This is a genomic window from Cyclobacterium salsum (assembly GCF_010119245.1).
GTDB lineage: Bacteria > Bacteroidota > Bacteroidia > Cytophagales > Cyclobacteriaceae > Cyclobacterium > Cyclobacterium salsum.
This window is the reverse complement of sequence record NZ_WNKG01000002.1, coordinates 369726-391978: the sequence shown is the minus strand read 5'-3', so window position 1 is coordinate 391978 and position 22253 is coordinate 369726. Positions and strand designations below refer to the sequence as shown.

Genomic DNA, 22253 nt, shown 5'->3' with positions numbered 1-22253 from the left:
TCCCTATGTATAAATGCAGCGTCGCTACCTTGTCAATTTTCTAATCTAAGAAATCAGGGTTACTTGTTTTTATTTCAATCTACGATTCCTAATACAAATAGGAAATAAATCCGTTAGAGCGATGAACCAGACGATACATCATAAAAAGAACACCAGATGATTCAAATCAAAAAAAGGGAGCCCGAAATCGGACTCCCTTTCATTAACTCCTTACTCACCTTTTAGCGGACTACAATTAATCGCTGCATGTCCCGGTGACCCGAATGGGTGATGGTACTCACAAAGTACACCCCTGCTGGCAGGTCATTTACGGAGATTTCGTAAGACTTGCTCAAGTGGTCATCACCTGGCACAAAGGTATTAACCAACCTGCCTCTGAGATCAAATATTCTGACTTCCGCAATCTGCTCCGTCTCATGATCCAAGGTAAGGTTCAGGAAGGTAGATGCCGGATTCGGATACATCTCTATAGTTACTCGACTAGCCACTGCTGGATCGTTTTCCAGAGTTGCACCATCCTCAAAAACCGTAATTTGTAGCGTTTCGGAATAAATTGGCACACCGTATTTGCTGATGCGGGCCTTGACTTCGTATACCCCCGGTTCGGTAAAGATTGATACCGGGTTCTTTTCCTTCGAAGCATTTCCATTTCCAAAATCCCAATAGTAGCTCAAGTCCGGATCTGCAGTTCCCAGTAGATCTCCTGAGAATTTCACCATCAATGGTCCCGATCCTTCCATAGGACTGGCTACCAACATGGGTGCGTTTTCCTGTTGAGTACGCAACCCAACTTCAGAGGTAATGGATTCACCGCTAACACTGACTATCTCAAAAGCCGACAGTTTCGGCTGATTCACGCCGCTTAACGAGGTGAAGTTCATATTCAACTCACCATCGGTCACCGTCACCTCAAAAGACTCGGTCAAAACCGTCTGCGCTCCTACTTCTGCATTGATATCCAGGTCATCCAACACCAGTTCACCTTCCAGGCTCACATCAAACACCCGCTTACCTGTTCCACCGGTGCTGCCGCCATTAGCTCCCCAGTAAATCTCAGCAAAGTGTAGCATTACCTGGTAAGTACCATTCGGAACCGGCACCGCATAGTCAAAGACTTTTGGTGTAGAACTCCTTTCGGTCTGGTAAAGTGCCGGTACCGCTGCACTGCTATTGGTATAGCTCTTTCCACCGATAAAGTAATTATCTGCTTCAAAGGCCTTACCATCGTGACTCAGTGCAGGACCACCGGCATTGATCCGCAGCTCGAAAGGATCATCCGGTATCACTACCGCTTCTTCCACGGCTATCTGAATGCTGGCGTTATCCGTTGCTCCCTGAGCATCCGTGACTGTCAAGGTCACTTCGTAATCCCCTGCTTCTGTAAAGGTATATTCCGGATTCGCTTCTGTCGAAGTTGCTCCCGTACCGAATTCCCAGAAGTAGCTCACCGTACCTTCTGCATCACTGCTGTTCGATCCTGTAAAATCAATTGTCAATGGTGCAGTGCCGGATGAATTATCCGCTGTTGCAACTGCCACCGGAGGTTCATTAATTCCAAGGATCTCAAAGGCAGATAGCTTCGGCTGATTCACACCAGCTAACGATGTGAAATTCATGTTCAACTCGCCATCGGTCACTATCACTTCAAAAGACTCGGTCAACACCGTCTGCGCTCCTACTTCTGCATTGATATCCAGGTCGTCCAACACCAGTTCACCTTCCAGGCTCACATCAAACACCCGCTTACCTGTTCCGCCGGTACTGCCACCATTGGCGCCCCAGTAAATCTCAGCAAAATGTAGCATTACCTGGTAAGTACCATTCGGAACCGGCACCGCATAGTCAAAGACTTTTGGTGTAGAACTCCTTTCGGTCTGGTAAAGTGCCGGTACCGCTGCACTGCTATTGGTATAGCTCTTTCCACCGATAAAGTAATTATCTGCTTCAAAGACTTTGCCATCGTAGCTCAGTGCCGGGCCACCTGCATTGATACGCAGCTCGAAGGAAGGATCACCCGGTATCACTACCGCTTCTTCCACGGTTATCTGAATGCTGGCGTTATCTGTTGCTCCCTGAGCATCCGTCACTGTCAAGGTCACTTCGTAATCCCCGACTTCAGTGAAGGTGTATTCCGGATTCGCTTCCGTGGAAGTAGCTCCCGTACCGAAGTCCCAGAGGTAAGTCACCGCACCTTCTGCATCACTGCTGTTATCTCCACCAAAACTGACTGCTAGCGGTGCAATTCCCGAAGTTTTATCTGCCGTTGCTTCCGCTACCGGTGGCTCGTTAGTTCCAAGGATCTCAAAGGCGGAAAGCTTTGGCTGATCTGTCCCTCCCAGAGAAGTAAAATTCATATTCAACTCGCCATCGGTCACCGTCACTTCAAAAGACTCGGTCAAAACCGTCTGTGCTCCTACTTCTTCGTTGATATCCAGGTCGTCCAACACCAGTTCACCTTCCAGGCTCACATCAAACACCCGCTTACCTGTTCCGCCAGCACTGCCACCATTGGCACCCCAGAAAATCTCGGCGAAGTGTAGCATTACCTGGTAAGTACCATTCGGAACGGGCACCGCATAGTCAAAGACTTTCGGGTCAGAACTCCTTTCGGTTTGGTAAAGTGCAGGTACCGTTGCACTGCTATTGGTATAGCTCTTTCCACCGATAAAGTAATTATCTGCTTCAAAGGCTTTGCCATTATAGCTCAGAGCCGGACCGCCAGCATTGACGCGCAGCTCGAAGGAAGGATCAACCGGAATTACTATATCCGGCGAGATGGTAACCACTAGCTCATCTGTATCTTCTGAACCCAGTGCATCGGTTACCGTCAACGTTACATTATAGGTACCTATTTGGTTGAATGTGAAAACCGGGTTCGCCTGAATGGAAGTGAATCCATTTCCGAAATCCCATTGATAACTAACCGGACCTTCCACATCACTACTGTTATCTCCGGTAAAGTTTACCGTTAATGGGGCAGTTCCGGAAGTTACGTTGGCAGTAGCCACCGCGACCGGAGGCTGGTTATCATCTATATCTATACTTATTGTAGCCTCATCACTCGCACCCAATTCATCCGTCACGGTCAGCGATACTTCATAGGTACCAGCGGTCGCAAAGGTATACTCTGGGTTTGCCTGGGTCGAAGTTACCCCCGTTCCAAAGTCCCAAAGGTAGGTTACTTCCCCTTCTGCATCCGTGCTGTTCGAACCGGTAAACTCGACCGTCAACGGCGCAAAGCCGGAGGTTACGTCTGCTTCTGCCACTGCTACTGGTGGCTGGTTTTCCGCCACTTCAATAGTAATGGTAGCGGAATTGCTGGCACCCAACTCATCTGTCACGGTCAGTGATACTTCGTAGGTTCCCGAAGTGGCAAAAGTGTACTCAGGGTTTGCCTGGGTCGTCGTAACGTCGGTTCCAAAGTCCCAGAGATAAGTCACTTCTCCCTCTGCATCCGTGCTGTTCGAACCGGTAAACTCGACCGTCAACGGCGCAAAGCCGGAGGTTACGTCTGCTTCTGCCACTGCTACTGGTGGCTGGTTTTCCGCCACTTCAATAGTAATGGTAGCGGAATTGCTGGCACCCAACTCATCTGTCACGGTCAGTGATACTTCGTAGGTTCCCGAAGTGGCAAAAGTGTACTCAGGGTTTGCCTGGGTCGTCGTAACGTCGGTTCCAAAGTCCCAGAGATAAGTCACTTCTCCCTCTGCATCCGTGCTGTTCGAACCGGTAAACTCAACCGTCAACGGCGCAAAGCCGGAGGTTACGTCTGCTTCTGCCTCTGCTACCGGTGGCTGGTTTTCCGCCACTTCAATAGTAATGGTTGTGGCATTGCTGGCACCCAACTCATCTGTCACGGTCAGTGATACTTCGTAGGTTCCCGAGGAGGCAAAAGTGTACTCAGGGTTTGCCTCGGTCGCAGTTACACCAGTGCCAAAGTCCCAGAGGTAGCTTACTTCCCCTTCTGCATCCGTACTGTTCGCACCGGTAAACTCGACCGTTAGCGGCGCAAAGCCGGTGGTTACATCTGCTTCTGCTACCGCAACCGGAGGCTCGTTTGCCGTGGTTGCTCCCTCTATAGCGATACCCGAAATACTAGGTCGGTTCGCACTAGGATTCAGTGCAATCTCCAGTAAACCATCGGTTACCTCTATATTAGTAAAGGTCAATTTAACCGGCGTATTACCTGATTCAAGGAAAAGGTCCAGGTCGTCTTTGACAAGCTGCCCTTCCATCACGATATCAAACACCCTGCTTCCGGCACTACCTGCGACTACCTTACCGAAATAAAGTTCGTTATGATAAGTGCTTACCGTATAGGTCCCGTTGGGAACCTCAATGCTTAGATTCAGCGGCGCAAGATCTGCACCCGATCCTCGTTCGGTCTGATAGAGGGGTTCTGAACTTGCAGAGGCATTCGTGTAGGTATGATCCGTATCGAAATAGTCTGGTAAGTTAATGTCACCTATAAAGGTCTTGCCTTCCAGACTTACATCTGCTGCGCTTCCGGTATTCAGATATAGGGTGAAGTCAGGTGCCACCGGTTCCTCATTTACACTGAGAATTTCAAATGCAGCTAACTTAGGTTGATCTGTTCCCCCAACCTCTGATAAGGCTGAGAAATCCATATTTAACTGACCATCAATGACTTCTACTTCAAATACTTCTGTTACCGGAGTCTGAGGTCCTACCGATGCGTTGATGTCGTAATTATCCAGCAACAGGGCATCTTCAATGCTAACATCAAAAACACGCTGACCTGCCGTTCCACTACCACCGCCACCAGTAGCTCCGTGGTAAATCTCAGCGAAGTGCAAAATCACTTCGTAAGTCCCGTTCGGCACCGGTATATTGTAGCCAAACACTTTGGGTGTTGAGCTCCGTTCTGTTTGATACAATGCCGGTACGGTTGCGCTCGTGTTGGTGTACGTTTTACCTCCTTCAAAGTAGTTATCGGCATCAAACACTTTTCCATCAAAGGAGACTTCCGGCCCACCTGCGTTTATGCGCAGTTCGAACGAAGGTTGTACTCCCGGATCAGTCACCACCACTTCGAGTTGTTGCTCGTCTACATTCCCGTTTCCGTCCGTAACGGTCAAGGTTACCGTGTAGGTTCCTGGTTGGGTAAAGGTATAAGATGGGTTTTCTGCTGTAGACGAATCACCGTTTCCAAAATCCCAGAAGTAAGTCACATCATCCAGATCATCACTGCTGCCATCTCCAGTAAAGGAAACAGTCAAGGGCGCATTTCCTGTGGTAACATTTGCTTCTGGCACGGCGACTGGCGGCAGGTTTTCTTCTACCTCAATTACCAGTGTCGTTTGCGCATTTGCTCCATTATCATCCGTCACCGTCAGGCTTACCGTATAGGTACCTGGACTGGTAAAGGTATGCGCAGGACTTACCATAGTAGAGCTGCTTCCATCATCGAAATCCCAGGCATAAGCCACAATGCTGCCATTGGCTTCAGACTCGCTGGCATCAAACTGAATGGTCAGCGGTGCAATTCCTTGCTGCACATCAGCTGTTGCTACAGCTATTGGCTCTGCCAGATCCACTACTTGAATTTGCTGGGTAGCTGAATTCGACAGGCCTCTATCATCTGTCAGCGTAAGTTCTACTGTGTATTCACCTATTGTAGTGAAGGTGTGTGTTGGGTTAGGTTCTTCAGAACTGTTTCCATCTCCGAAATCCCAATCGAAGGACACGATCTCACCCTCATCAGTAGAATTATCACTGCTGAAGGTTACGGTGAGTGGTACTCTTCCCTCCGTTACATCTGCTTCCAACACGACTACCGGAGCTTTATTGATCAGCAGATTCATTTCCGCATCTGCAGTCAATCCATTGACATCCGTTGCCGTAATCAGTAGGTTGTAATTATTCTCCTCGTCTTCTGGCACTGTTCCTGCCAACACTCCTTCACTGGAAATGGTCAGCCATCCCGGGAGCGCTGCGCCCCCTACAAGTGTAGCACTGTATTGAAGCTTGTTGCCAGGATATCCTTTGTCAAAGGATCCGGATAAGTCCGTACTAAAGGTATCTCCAAGGTCTACCAGGTAATCTTCCAGGGCAGCTGCAGTCGGAACTGCTTCCGGTCGGATATTGATGAAATAGAAGGTATTGTCGTTCCAATCACAATTGGCCGATCCGGCACCGCATCCGTTCTGTACAAAATCCTGTAGAACAATGTACTCGTTAGGAATGATGTTGCCATCCTGATCAATTGCCTTGTAGATCCTCAATCCAAGTAAATCAGGACGATCTCCATTGATATTGTTTCCGCCACTGGAAAGGTAACTGGAAACCGAAATACGGAAGGCCTGCGAGATGTTATTAGACACATCGAAATTGATGGTCTCATTGTCACCTCCTTTTGGAAGTAACGTTTGGTACCAATTAGCCTGATGGCTAAAACTCATACCACCTACCGTGCCGGTGCCATTTACTTCCACAAATCGGGACCCATTGCTGGATGGTCCTCCATGAAGCGCTGATAATTGAATACCAATCACCGGTTTGGTAGGATCTGCTTGCACGAAGTTGTCCGATAAGATTATGTCACCTTCGTAACCAGCATCAATATTGGCCGGATCCGGGTAATTTGAACTCGGTCTGTAGGTAATGTTATTTGGTGGGTCGATGGTGCCCTCGTCATTCACGATACTCAGCATGCTGGTTTTAAAACCGAAGGCATCAAATACCTGCTGCGCGTCTATCTCCTTGCCGCCTTCCGGTACCGGTACATAACCGCCATGAAGCGTTGCCAGAGCATTGGCTCCATTGTCGGCATTGCTAATGATTTCTATGGTCTCTTTCATCATGGTGGTATTGTTTCCATTTACACCGATGAATGTGATCGAAAGATCCCTGGAAGCGCCTGGCTGTATGGTCAATGGTAACTCTGTAGACTCAATACCCTGTGGTACGATGTTGTAGATAAATCGATTTTCATCGGAAATATTAATTTCATCGATAACCAACGGTTCGGTTCCCGAATTAGTCAACCTCATGACATTATTGTCATGGAACCTCGCCCCGGTAGATCCAGTGTTGTTGATTCGGTAGAAGGTAAAATAATCCTCTGCTGGGAATCCCCTATCCGTGCCCGGAACTTTGGTCATGTTTTCCATATCCAACAATGCGTCGGAAGGTTCCTCTATACTGAAAGAGTAATTTCTGGAAGTGGTATTGCCGTTGGCATCTTCCGCTTCTACCAGCAATTCGTAATCACCGGTTTCATCCAGGACGAAAGGCCCATCAAAGCTTGCGAAGGCACCGCCGTTGATGCTATACTCCAATCGCTCTATCGCTCCGCTCTCACTTTGGTCTTCGGCTAACAGACTGATAGAAACCGGACCTCTGTAAACGCCCTCTGTTGCCTGTAACCCTTCAAACTCAACACTAAGTGTTGGCGGAAGAGCAGCTGTATTGATAGGCGCAATCCGGATGTAATTTGGCTTGGCGTTTACACCTTCTGCAGCCAGACTCAACCGTAATTTTCCGTCGGTAACCTCCACCAACTCGGTATTTTCAGCAAAAATCAGATTTTCCGGATTATTGCCCTCCTGATTAAAGTCTATGACTCGTACATCATTCACATCCAATGCATGGTAACTATCTGTGAAATCCGGATCTCCAACGCTGATATTTACGTTGTACAACCCGTTTGGCAGTTCCACCATCCAGTCTCTTTGCGGATAGGTGGCCGTCGTACGGTGACCAATTATGGTGAAGGTGTTCAGCAAAGGATCTTCATCGGCAGCCGTGTTACGGTTTCGCCCGTTAACGCTGGCATCGGCCGGTGTTTCACTACCTGGAAGTACCCAACCAAAATTCAACTGGCCCAAATCCGTGGTTTGCAAACCATAAGGCGCACCCAGGTCATCAATATACCCTTCAGGAGATGCGGATACTTGTTCCGGTGTCTGGAAATTGAACTGGTACACGTAGACCGCTTCCTGGGTAATATTCACCCTCACCTCCAGCGTTGCTGGCTCGTAGTTTGGCGCGTCTGCGGTAAGCGTGGTGGTATAGTTACCGATAGCCAACCCGGCCTTGTCAAAACTGATCTCAAATGGGGTACCCAATTCGAAAGTCGCAGGCAGACTGAGTCGGGTGTCCGAACTGCTCAAGCTTACTTCACCTGCGGTTAATCCACCATTCGCTGAAAGGGTTACTTCCTGTACCACAGGATCCGAATCGTTTATGGTTCCGTTCAATGCCAGTACCTCCGGATCAAACTCCAATCGCAGGGTACCGTCTTCAAACGGAATCACATTTTCAATAACAAACATGTAATCCTGGTAGTCTCCGTTCGTTGCATCCTCAAAATTGATGATGTAACTGTTTTCTACCAGATTACCTTCCCTGTCCTTTACAGGATAGGTTCTCACCCTTCTGGCTACTTCTGTGTTCAGGTCGTCTTCCGTATAATTGGTTCGGTTAAATACCTGAGAAGTGACATAGACCCCAAAAACAGTTCCCTGAGGATCAAATGTATCCGTGCCTTCCGAAATTTCGGGATAAAGGGTTTGATGCTGTCCAAATTCTCCAGACATCACCCCTACTTCATTAAGCGTTACCGATTCCTCCCGGGTATACCAGCCAAAAGGAATTTCTTCATTTGGCGAATACCTACCGACCGGTGTAATTTTCACGTCCTCAGCACCTGCTTTCACCCACTGCTGTACCAGCACTTCCTCTCCTTTCAATACTGGCTGCGTGCCATCCGAAAGGGATGTCCAGCCTACATTGATACCAATACCAAGGGCATCTACCACATCTTGCAGCGGAGGCTCGTTTCCACCTTCATATCCGGTTTTCTTCAAGGCGTGCAGCCCTACTTCCAGCACTGACTGGTCCGGATTATCGGTAGCAATTTCCAATACCGCTTCCTGATATCCCAGGTTGCTGGTATTCAGATCGGGCGCATAGGTCACCGAATAGCTGATTGATTCTCCAGGTGCCAGGGTTGTCGCACCGGCAGGACTTACCGGATCGTACTGATCCGCAAAAGGTCCGGCTACCGAAACACCCGTAATGGTTACGCCCTCATTTCCTTCATTGGTGATTTCTACCACTTTTGTCTGAGACTGATCTCCTGCCGTATTGTTGGTCGTTTCAAACAACAATTCCTCAGGCGCAGCTACCAGTTCTGGCTTCAATGTCGCCGGGATGGCGGCACGCAACAGGGTAAGTCTGGCGATGCCATTGTTGTCCCTGTCATATTCTGACACATAGATATTTCCTGTATTGGGATCTTCCACCAAATCCAGCGGATCATCAAATCCCCCCAGACCAGGTATCTGATTGTATACTTCACCAATGTTACCATTGTTATTCGGCTCCATGACGAAGATATCATCCTGTCCACTGAACCTTACTACCATCAACAGTCCCTGAAGCCTTCCTTCGAAGGCATCACTTTTATATTCAATCACGCCGTTTGGAGACTTGTTTTTTCCAAAGTCATAGGCAGGGGTTCGGTAGTTTGGATCAGGGCCCAAAGTAGTTGGGTACTTCGCCACATCCCTGTACGGCTCGGTTTCCTGGCCCGGCACACCACTATACGGCATCCCTCCATGGTTCAGGATAAACTCTCCCCTAAAGGGATTAGGATGTCCGTGATAACTGCCCCCCTGGGTTTTGAACAACCAGTCCTTTTGTGTTTCTCCTCCAGTGAGTGCAGGTGCAAAAGGAATACTGGTCAGCCCATCAATTCTTCTGGCCAATGAGTAGTTATTCGTTGACGGAGAATTTGGAGAATCGTTATTGTTACCGGCCGTTCCATTCGTCGGCACATATAGCCAACCATTGGAGTGCCAGATCAAATCGTAAGCATTCCGGATACCAGTGGCAAATATAGTCACCGGAGAATCTACCGAATAGGGGTTATAGGTCGTTCCATCTCCCATCAATAGCCCATTTGCAGGAGCTGCATTGATCACTCCAATATCGTCCGTGGTATGCACGCTCAGCGGAAGATTTGCTGGCAATTTATCCAGATCTACCCTCAATACTGAAGCGGCAAGCAATCGCTCGGCTCGGTTGCCCCAGGCCGGATCGGGAGCTCCACCCGCAGAATTACTTCCCTGAGCAATGTACATCAGCCCCTCCTCGTCAAAGGCCAGGCTATTGGTCAGGTGATCTTTGGTAGAGCGTGGCAAGTGAATCACCAAATCCTGCACGGTATTCAGATCGGGACCTGTCAATTTGGTCAGTTTTCCGTCCCATGCCGGTCCGTTAGTTAACGAGGCTGCACTGTGTGTTATATAGGCGATCAGGTTATCCGCAGTAGAGGCAGGGTCAAATGCCAAACCGATGATCAAGCGATTGTTTCCAGCCATCACACCGGTCTCCGGATGCGGTGAACCGTTTAATTCCGGACTCAATACTTCCAGGTTACTCAAGGTACCATCGGCCTCCATATCCCAACGGAAAATCTTCCCGTCAGACTGGAAATCTCCAATCGTACTGGCGTATAGCTTTCCGTCAGGCCCGATTACCAAACTAGAGAATCGTTCGTTGACCGTACCTTCTCCCAGATCTGTCCCGCCAGCAACGGCCGTAAAGGCTACTCCTTCCAGATCCCTGACCGGAACCGGCAGGTCATCTTCTGTACCGGTTGTAAACCTGGATTCAAAGGTGGCAAATGTCAACCGATCCGATAAATCACCGGCGCGATTCGCTTCCACTCCCGAAATACGGAACAAGTAGGTGGTATTCTCTTTTAATTGCTCGATGGGGGTAAGCGTAATGGCATCTCCTCCACCGGTATCGTTGGAGTTACTCGGAACAAATACTTCGCCATCCACGGTCAGCTCGTACAAGTTGATGTTTCCAGCAAGTGTACCATTATCCAACTCGTAACCATCCGGAGTCAGGATTTCCACGTTTACCTGAAGGTCATTCAGGGAAACGTTTGTAGCATTATTCGCCGGTGTCACGTTGGTAAACAGCGGTACATTGGAATCGGTTTTTTGCACGATCTCCAACGAATGCACCTTCGTGTTAAATCCACCACTAGCATCTATGGTCAATCGCCCATCAAGCACGGTTGCCGTGAATGAAACAGAGGTCATTCGGCTTGGCGCTCCATCAGGCCCTGTTGGCACAAAGCCATCCACGGCATTGACCCCTTCTACGTTGATCGTATGGGAAGGAGTCGTACCTTCCTGCCCGTCCACTTCAGGGTCTCCTACTCCAATGGTTACTTCATAGGTACCATTAGGAACATCCATTTCCCATATTCCTTCAGTTGTGACACCACTGGTGCCTCCTGCATCCCCATACTGCATGTGTATGAGGGTATTTTGGATTAAATCCACACCGGCCAAATCCCTGTTTCGGGTATTGTCCGTCAGGTTAAGTCCCGTCTGACCATTGGTGGTCAACCAGCCATAGGTCCTTCCTTCTCCCCGGTCCCCGTAAGGAGCACCGCTATCCCTGATATACCCTGCTGGAATATCATCGATTGGTCTGGAGAAGTTAATCTTGATTGGATCAAAGTCCGTGTCTGGCAACTGATCAGGAGTAACAGAAAATTCGGTAAAGGTGTACACTACCTCGGATACCGCTTCCCTTCGCTTGCTTGCAAAAATACCGGCAAAAGTCAGGTCCTGGTGGGCAGGGTTACCATTGAGATATACTGCAGGAAGTGCTACTGAACCCAATTCAACCTCTGCTCCTCCATTGAGGCTGTAGTAACCGGTGAGCAGGTTGTTTTCTACATCAACATACAATCGTAAGGTGACCGCACTGCTATGAATGGCCGAAACACCGTTCGCCTGTATATTATTCGCAACGTCTGCAGGAGCCAATCCATTGATCTCTCTCAGAATCTCCACTTTTCCACCATTGGCGACAACCAGTTTTACAAAGTTGTCTTCATTCAATCCAAACCAAATTCCTGCTTGTTCGGAATTATCGGACCCATCACTATAAGGATTTAAAATGGTAGTACTAATACTGAAATTCCCTTGTCCGTCAGCGTCCAATCCCACACCAAGCGTGTTTATTTGGGAATTAACGTCGGTACTGGTAGTATTCGTGCTGCCGTTGGTTCTGTAGGCGATTCCGTTTGCGGCATTCACCTCCAGATTCCCTCCTGTCAGGTTGAGTCTTCCCGGTTCGTATCCAGGTACATTTGGATAGGATACCGGTCCATCTGCTTCCAGACGGGCAGATGGATTGTCTGCCATCGTAAAGCCTGTATTGCCTAATCCGCCTTCATCGCCTGAAAACTGCAGGCTAAACGGTAATTCCGCTTCCAGTTCACTGCAATCCAGCAAACTAATAGGGGAACATCCGTCGGATGCTCCATCAAACGGTCTCACATTTCTGGCGATCACCACAATGTCCTGATAATCAAATCCACTGACGTGTTCTTCCGTGGCTATGATGAAGGCGTTTTGTTCGCCAGGAAGCGCATAGACCCGAATATGGTGTGGAATGGCACCGCTGAAGGTATTCAAGGCATCTTCACTGTAGAGGAATCGGTTTTCGAAGAATGGCCAACGGTTGTAGAAACCGAAACTTCCGGTTCCGGGATCAAACGAAGTGTTGCCGTTAATAACCGGATTCAGCGTCTGTCCGTTTCCGGAAATGGTATTCTGTACCGTAAACAATTCCTGGGTAGAACCGCCATCCGTACTGTTGTACCAGCCGAATCCTACAATTGGATTGCTGCTTTGCGGACCATAAACGCCCAATACTTCTAATTCCACTGGAGCATCGGTTGCCCGCTGGAAATACTGAATATCCAGCTCGTCTCCAAGCAGGTTGTTATACGAGCTTCCGGCAGGTAAATTGATCAGGTTGGTAGCCGGTTCGGTATCTCCCACATCAATCAATCCTTGTCCCAATTGGGTATCCAGGATCCACTGCAGAGATGGTTCTTCGCTTCCGCTAGTACCAATTTTACCCAATCCACTCAGGCTTATCTGCACCGGATCGGCACCCTGACCTGAAATGGTCAATAGCGCGAACTTAGGTCCGGTGCTCGCTGGAGTAAATTCCACGGTAAAAGAGGCCGAATTTTGGGCATTGACTACCGTAGGAAGCCCGGTCACGGTGAACTGATCGCCATGGGTACCCGTTATCGTGGCGGTAATTCCTTCCAATGGTGCATTGCCCAGATTGGACAACAGGATCTCTTCTTCGAAAATAGATTCTCCAACAACTGCATCGCCCACTACCGCTTCAGTACCAACCGCAATGGATGGTGTCGGAGCCGCCTGGTTACTCGGCTTTAGCAGCACAATCTCGTTTCTGGCATAATCCGAAACGTAGATATTTCCGGTGCTAACATCTTCTATCAGGTCTAGCGGATCACCAAATCCGGTAAATCCGGGGATGCCTTCCTTGAAGGTGGAAATGTCTCCATTCGGTCCATCGGGTACCAGGGCAATGATATCACTGCCTCCGCTGTATCGGACTACCAATAAGGCACCAGTTAGGTTTCCATTTTCGGCGTTGCTTCGGTATTCAATAACTCCGTTTGGAGATTTATTAAACTCAAAATCAAAGGCTGCACCCCTATAATTCACGTCAGGTTGCACGCCATTATATACAGAATTATCCACATCTGCGTCCCCGCGATTCAGAACAAATTCCCCTCTGAATGGATTTGGATGGCCATAATAGCCTAATCCTGCTGAAGGGTTCATTCGGAACAGCCAGTCTCGCTGAACATTGTTATTATTTGAGGCAGAAATTGCAGGATAGTCGGCATCGGAATGGTCATAAATGGTGCCATCCGGTCTGCGGGTACCGCTGACAGAGGCAGGTGAGTTGCTACCCCCCGCAGTACCATTGGCAGGCACATATAACTGTCCATTGGAATGCCATACCAAATCATAGGCATTTCTTACCCCTGTAGCAAACAAGGTTATCGGGGCATCCACGTAATAAGGATTGTACATGCCATCCAGGGTGGGAGAATTTACGTCCACATTATTAATGGCCGACTGGTCCCGGGTGGTCATCGCGTCCAATGGAAGCGTAGCAGGAAGTTTTGTCAAATCCAATTTCAGCGTCGCCGCAGAAAGCAGGCTTTCTTCCCGGTTACCCCAGGCACCATCAGGTGCTCCACCGGCACTGTTACTACCCTGATTGAAATAAAGCATATTTGGCTCTCCAGGCCGGAAAGCGATGCTGTTTGTCAGGTGATCTCTCAAAGACCGAGGCAGGTTGGTTACCAGTAATTCCTCATTTTCCAGATTTGCTCCGGTCAATCGGGATAGTTTGCCATCCCAATCCGGGGCACTGCTAAGTCCGGCGGAATTGTGCGATACATAGGCAATCAGGTTTCCGGCGGTAGCAGTCGGATCAAATTCCAGGCCTACTGCCGTGCGACCATCATACCCGGCTTTCCAGCCAGAAAGCGTCTGCTTTCCAGATAGGGTTCCATCCGCATTTATGGTCCAGCGATGAATATCCCCTCCAATGGTCAATCCGTACAATTTGCTGTCAGGCCCGATGGTAAGTGTGGTATACTTAGCCCCCGAAGCTACTGCACCTTGCTTGGTAAAGGAAACGTTGTCCAGGTCAGTGGTGGGTCCGGGGGTTCCTCCGGAACCAGTGGTAAAGGAGGAAGTAAAGGGCTCAAACGTTTCACCGGCAAGATCTTTTACCCCATCTACCTCAAAAACATAGGTAGTATTTGATTCCAATGGCAGGCTTGGTACCAGGTTAATGGCATCCCCGCCTCCGGTTCCGTTGACGGTGGCACCAATTGGGGTGCTATTACTTTGTTTAAACAACTTAACCGTACTGTTTGTAATGGTACTGTTGTCTACACTAGTCAATCCGTTTTCATTCGGATTGGGTAGGAATAGGTTATTAGCGGAAACACTGGTAGTAACCGATACGTTAATAGCTCCATCTTCCGGATTCACCCCGAGAATTCGAGGGGTTTGTACGCCTCCTTCTCCGGCAGTAATGCGGACAAAATTAATTTTAGTGTTGAACCCGGTTCCGGGGTCCAGGGTCAGACGACCATCTGCAACAACTACCTGTACGGTACCGGTAGTGAATCGGCCAGGCGCTCCTGTTTCTCCTTCGGGAACAAAAGCGTTGATGGCATTGATACCTTCCACATTTATCGTATGGGAAGGCGTGTCGTCCACCGAGCCATCAATATTTGGGTCACCTACACCTACCGTTACGTTATAGGTGCCATTTGGTACTTCAATTTCCCATTTGGCATCCGGCAAATAACCATTGGCTGCATTGTCTGAAACATCCCCATACTGCATGTGGGAAAGTGTGTTTTCTAAAACAGATACTCCGGCTACTGCACGGTTTCTGCCGTTCAGGGTAAGGTCAGCAAGGGTATTTCCTGCTGCATCCAGCCAGCCATAGCTGAAGCCGTTGCCTCTATCTCCAAAAGCATCGCCTGCATCTCGAACATAGCCAGAAGGGGCTGCCGTTTCGGGATCAGAGAAATTGATGTTTGCTTCAAAATCAGGTGTACCCGGATCGACATCTGCTTCCGTAATCACCAGGCTTACCTCCATTTCGGCATTGCTATATCCCATATCCGGCTGGTCTATCGCCATAACCATGGTGGAATAGGTCCCTGGTTCCAAACCTTCCTTCACGCTGAATTCAAGTGTTCCCAAAACAGGGTTGATGGGGAGCGTCAACCATTCGCCTGAATCCGGATCATCCGAAATAACGACGGTTGGATTTCCAGTACTGGAAGTCAATTCCACCGACTGAGCTGCAATGCTTGTCCCTTCTTCACCGGAAAAATTCAACTGAGAAACCGAGAAATCCAGGCTCAGCGGGGCTGTTTCCTGATCAACAGCGAAATAGGCAAAATCCGTATCAAATGCCGTGCTTCCGTTTCGGTAGGAAGAATAGATACCGGCAAAAGCCAGGCTTGTCTCCTCTCCCACGGTCAAACCGTTTAGGTATTCCTGAGGCAGGGTCATGGCATCCAAGCTCGCCTTGGTCAACTCGACAAAATCACCGGCACCGATGGCATAATACCCTGTGAGGGTCATTTCAATCGGATCGACGACCAGACGCAACGTTACATTCTGGCCTGAAACGCCGACATTATCCACCTGAATCTGATCCGGGGAATCAGCTCCGTTTACAGATAGGGCATTAAGTTCTTTACGTAGTTCTACGTTATTCGCATTTACATTCAGTTTCACGAAATTATCCTCGTCCAAACCGAACCAAATACCGGCCTGTGCCGAATTTCCTCCGGTATTGATCCCCAGTAATTGGGTTTCAATCACTAAAGGCTGAGACAGATCGGTAATTCCTACCCCGAGGCTATTCACCTGAGTATTGGTATTAGCACTCTGCCCTGGATTGAGATAGGCAATGCCTTTGGATGCAGTGAGGGTCAGGTTGCCTCCACCTATCGCTATTTTAGAGGGTTCATACCCAATAACTTCCGGATACGTCACCGGCAAATCAGCCGATAATCGGGTTTCGGAATGAGGGTCTACCATGGTAAACCCGGTACCAACACCACTTCCATCTTCCAATCCACCTTCCGTACCATCAAATTCAAATCGCAATGGAAGGGCTTTGGGAATACCGTTACAATCCAGTAAACTCCAGGGAGAACAAGGTAGCGGGTCTGCTACGGCCACTGTCACGGTCCATTCCTGCTCGCTTCCATCTGCTGCCGTCACCGTGTAAACCACCGGGTTGGTAAAATCCTGTGCCTGCCCGCTTTCAGGGGAAGCACTGGCTCCTTCGGATAGGGTGAATTCAGGGGCAAGAGCGGTTACATCCGTACCAAACGGCACTTCTACATTCACTGCAAAATTGGTGGCATCTACCGTACTTTCCCCGATATCACCTGGAAATGCAAAAGTCAGCAAGGACTTCTCATCGCTCAGGGTAGTGGAAACGGTAAGACTTGCCTCCAGCAATGCTGGTGCAAATCCCTCTGCAGTGGCAATTATCGTATTGTTTCTGCTTTCCCCATCGCTGAGAGAGGAAGCATCCATAGCAAAATCAATGGCGCCAGCCGCTGCGCTTTCCGGCAAAGTCAACCAATCGTTGCTGCCGGTTATAAATTTGTCTTCGGCATTGATGTTGTCATCAATCACCAGACCGATGCTTCCTGCGCCAGCTCCACTCAGGCTGCTACTGAAGGTACCTGCTTCACCCGGCTCCAGGCTGTTATTTACCGCTGCCGGCTCAAAGCTCAATTGCCCACTGGCAGCGGTGCCGCTACTGGCCGTTATGTCCAGGTAGGTGATTTTACTGTTGTATCCTCCAAGCCCGGTGATGGTCAGGAGTCCGTCGGTCACTTCCACCGTAATGGTTCCGGTTCTGGTTTCTCCTGCTTCCGGCACAAAGGCCGCAATGGCAGTATATCCCTCCACAGTGGCACTGTGGCGGCTATCCAGATCGGTTCCTGCATCTCCCAGGCCAACCGTTACTTCATATGTTCCATTGGGAATTTCCATTTCCCAGATCAATTCGTTGCCTCTGGGTTGTCCAGACCAGGATTGAACGCCACCAGTGGTATTCAAAATGTTATCACCCTGAAAATGGACCAGTGTACCTTCCAGTTTCTCCTGATCGGACGCACTGGCATAGGTACCGGAAATTCGGTTTCGGCCTACTCCAGGGCCGTTATTGGCTGCTTCATCCGAAGCGTCAATTGGAGTGCCGTCAGATTTCAGCTTCCAGCCATAAGCATAATCCGTTTCTTCAAACGTAACTGAGGCATGGCCAAACTGCTTGCCATAATCTACCAGGTAGCCGGCAGGAGGTGTAGACGTGCGGTCCTGGAAGTTGATATTGGCCGCAAAACCGGAGGCTACCGTTACCGATACCGTCCAATCGGCACTGGATCCATCTGAACCTGTGATCGTGTAAACTACCGGATTAGTAAAATCCTGTTCCACTCCGGACTCCGGGCTAATCCCTGAGCCGTCAAAAGTAAATTCCGGAGAAAGGGCCGTAATATCGGTACCGAAGGGCACCAGAATCGTCACCTCCTGGTCTATCTGATTGATGTTTACCTCCCCTATTCCATTAGAAAGGGCAAACGTCTGAAAGCCTTTTGCTACTTCCGCTTCTTCGGTTACCGATACGGTCCAATCCACTTCCGTCCCGTCTTCTGCTGTAACCGTATAAGTTACGGAATTGGTAAAATCCTGGCCTTCTCCATTGGCAGGCAGAGAGCTAGCCCCTTCAGAAAGAGTAAAGGTGGGAGACAGCGCAGTAAGATCGGTACCAAAAGGAACAAGCACTGACACCGTACGATTTTCGGCATCAATCGATGCCGCTTCAACTTGTTCAGCCAGTGAAAAAGAGGTGATGTCATTTCCTGTAAATAGGGGTACCGCAGTCAGGTCTTCGGTCACCACCTGGGCATAATCGGTACTTAAGCGCACCGGTCCGACATTGGCATTATTGGTAGAAGCAGAACTGATAAACAGCCGCCCAATCTGAGGTGTACCGGAAACAGTTTGGCTCCCGGCACTTGTCCAGGTATTGGCTTCTTCAGAAAGCGTTGGGGCCAGTGTCCATTCATAGGCAATGCTGTTAGCACCATCCCAGACTCCTTTCACCAAAAATTGAATGGTTTCACCAAAGGGTACTTCTTGGGTGCCGTTGTCGGAGGCTGGTCCACCCAGGCCGACACGAGCGATCAGACCTGTACTGCCCCCTTTGGCCATCTGCAGCCGTACCCAGGGGGTAGAACCAGAATTTTCGTCGATGCGGATGGCGGTACGTAATCTGTCACCCGAGCCCGATCCAAGACCATTTATCTGAAAATAGGTAGCAAAATAGAAGGGAACGTTTGGCGTAAGGGATACGGGGTTGTCCGTAAGGGGAATCAGGTCATGGGCATGGTTGCCCAGGGAAAAATCCAGGTAATGGCTGGTATTATCACTTAGACCTTCGTTTACAACCGGAATAGATGCATCTCCTGCGTTTTCTTTTAGCCATTGCGTAGGAGCTATTTCGTGCAGGTTGCCTGTTCCGTAGGTATCAAAATTTTCAATAAAGGAAAAATCGGAAGGAAGGGCCGTAATGGTGACCGTCCAGTCCTTACTGCTGCCATCTTCCGCTGTGACCGTGTAGGTAACCGGATTGGTGAAATTCTGAGTACTACCGGAAACTGGGGTTACCGTTGCGTTATTCGATAGGGTGAAGCTTGGTGACAAAGCAGTCACATCCGCTCCCGAAGGCATCACTACTTCAATGGTGCCCGCTCCCATATCTGTTTCTGCGCTGATTTGGCCATCTACCGAAAACCCAAGAATATCCTTTTCCGAACTGGCGGTCAAAGGTAAAATTTCAATGGCCTGGATCAGGGCATTATTGGTTGAGGCCAGGAATTGTAAATTCAGTTCTCCATCCGAAACCGTCACGTCATTTTGGATAATTCCCAAGACACCTTTACCATACAGGGCAAAGAGATCCAGATCGTCCTGAACCAGTTCTCCTTCCATAAGGATGTCAAAAACTCGAAGCCCCGAACCCTCATGGTAATTCTCGATCATGTGGACCCTAACGGTATATTGTCCGTTGGCTATCGGGAAGTTGTAACCAAAATTTCCTCCGAACCTTCTGGGATAATAAAGGTCCATATGCCCCCCACTTACCTCGTATGGGGAGTAGGAACCAAGAGAAGTTGACGTTCCCTCCGTTTCCACCAGGAAATCGGTATTTTCCTGCAAAAACAAGTCTCCATCTTTTGTGTAGTCAAATCCGGCCACGTTCATCCGGTAAGGGATGGCCACTAAATCCGGATCGACTACCGGTGCCTCCTCAATCGAGAAGTCAGTAAAAAGTACCGTAATGGGTTCGTTCTCCGGCGCATTGCGATGTGACGTAAATATCCCGGAATAGGTCTGTCCTGAAAAATACGCTGCCGGAACCGCACGGATGTCTCCTTCGGGACCTGTAACAAGCACCTCTTCTCCCGCTCCCAAACGGTAAAAACCCTGTACCGTATTGGCTACAGGGTCAAACTCCAGGCGAAGGGTTATCGGGCCCGTATCCGTAGATAGATTGGCCGTATTTATTTCCAGAAATGCCGTTTGCTGGGTGGTATTGTCCATGTTTTCCACCTGCAGCTGGATTTTTCGTTGGTTGGTGGTTCCATTCTTTACCACCACGAGTTTAACGTAATGATCTTCGTCTTTACCCAGCCAGATACCCGCCTGCTGGGATTGACTCGCACCACTCACCTCAAAATTGGGATTGATCAGGGTGGAGGAAACACTAAACGTCCCGGTGGGCACATCCAATCCGACACCCAGCGCATTTACCTGAGAATTGGTATTATTACTGGAAGGAGTGCCAGAAGGCTGGCTAAAAAAGATCCCTTTCGTACTGGTAATGGTCAATCCGCTGGCATCCCGGCTGATCAAACCTGGCTCGTATCCTGGTACGTCCGGATCGCTAGGGGTACTCAGGGGAACACTAGGCTCCAGCACCATGGTAAACCCGGATTCGGAAAGACCTCCCTGGTTTTGGGTAAAATCAAAATTTACCGGCAAACCCTGTAGAATCTGGCTGCAATCCAGGGGACTAATGCCAGGGCAGGGAGCTTCCAGGGAACGGACTTTGCCCGTAAGGTCAAACCGGAATTCCGGCTGAGGATCTTCCGATGGAAGCACGTCATCAAACTCAGGGGAATGGGGGCGAGCTACGTTGATTGAAATTTCTGCTGCGTTAAAAAATAACAGCAAGAGAAAGAGTGCATTAAACAGATAACGGTGTTTCATTTGAATGAAAATAATGTGATAAACCTACTTTCTGAATAGAAATTAGCAAATAGAAATTGTACCCTGACAAGATCACGACAGAATCCAATTACGTTGAAAACTAAAACCTACTCCTGATTCAAAAGACGTATATATGTATTTAAAAAACAAATTATTTATTTTAAAAAAATTTTTTGATTCAGTTTATCCACAATTCGCCCGATTTTTACACAGTAATTTTACTAAAAAAAAAATTCAAATTATAAAAATAATTCTATTATATTGCCAATCCATTTCTAAAGTCTTTAAACAACCCGGCTAAATGAAAAGTGGAAAAAAAATCAAAAAAATATTTTTTCCTAAGAAGTTGTTTTGAATAAAATAATTGCAGGAAGATCTTAAGCCATTTTCTATCCTTTCGAAAAAAAACCGAGAGGTAGTGAAACTGTAGTGCACATATAAAACTATTTCAATATTTTTTTAGCTTTAAGAGCTCTATTCAGTAATAATTTATCAGCTCCCGGTTTCAGGGATTGCAGGACGCGCATTCCGGGATTTATTCGAATATAGGAATCGGGCTACGCATCCGCTTCCCTCAGCTTTGAAACGAACTTACCTAGCGGTATTATTATTGGGAGCTATTCGCCTCTGCGTAAAACTTCATGCCCTTTTAAAAACCCAAAAAATAAGATGAAATCTTTTAAAAACTGCAATACCGGTAGCTGCGACCTGAAGGGTAAAGGAGAAGGCATGGTGGGAGGCATGAACGCCAAATAAGCGCCACCCGATACGCGGCTTTTGGATGGTGGCGGCGAGCCCTTCAATGTGGTATAAAATCTGTCCTCGGCAGGGGGAAGCCGCGCTGGCTTTATCCTGAATATTTCTTACAAACCTTGCAGAAACTCCTGAAATTCCTGGTTATCAAAATTACTCATTCCTTCCTGATAAAAGACGATTTCTCCTTCGGGATTGACCACCAGTGTGGTAGGGATGGCCTGGCTTTGCAAGGAAGGATTTAATCCATAAGCAGCGTGTACGATTGGAAAAGAAAAACCCTTGTCTTCTACAAATTGAATGCTTTTACTAAAATCGTCATCCAACGCTATCATTAGAAATTCAATGGAGTCGTTCCCCCGCACCTTTTCGTATAAACTAGAAATGTGGGGCATCTCTGCCCGACAGGGAGGGCACCAGGTGGCCCAAAGGTTTATAAAGAGTGTTTGACCCCGATATTGGGAGAGTCCCACCCGGTCACCTTCCGTATCCAAAAACTGTCCGCTAAAATCAAACGCCTCATTGGATTTATCTTCCAAAAGCACCTTGGGTTTGATCAGTCCGGTGGACAAGACCAGTGACTGAACGCCTCCAACGATGGGTGTCATCAGCCCGGTAAAATACAGCACCGCAAAAATTCCCAACATAATCCCCCAACTCTTGACTTCTTTTTTCCAATTCATAAATTCTAATTTTATACAAAGCTACAGGTTTATGTGAAAGAGTTCTGTGACTTTTTATACCTAATTTCTTCAAAACGAAGATATTAAT

At 48.5% G+C, this 22253-nt stretch carries 2 protein-coding genes; both read right to left on the bottom strand.

Annotated features, from left to right (window positions below):
* Positions 1–221: 221 nt before the first annotated feature.
* Complete coding sequence (locus tag GJS45_RS23765) at positions 222–20729, bottom strand: PKD domain-containing protein (RefSeq protein WP_162340225.1); 20508 nt, start codon at positions 20727–20729, stop codon at positions 222–224.
* 863 nt (positions 20730–21592) lie between these two features.
* Positions 21593–22165: a TlpA family protein disulfide reductase gene (locus tag GJS45_RS04290; protein WP_162340224.1), complete on the bottom strand. Its 573-nt coding sequence runs from the start codon at positions 22163–22165 to the stop codon at positions 21593–21595.
* Positions 22166–22253: the final 88 nt, after the last annotated feature.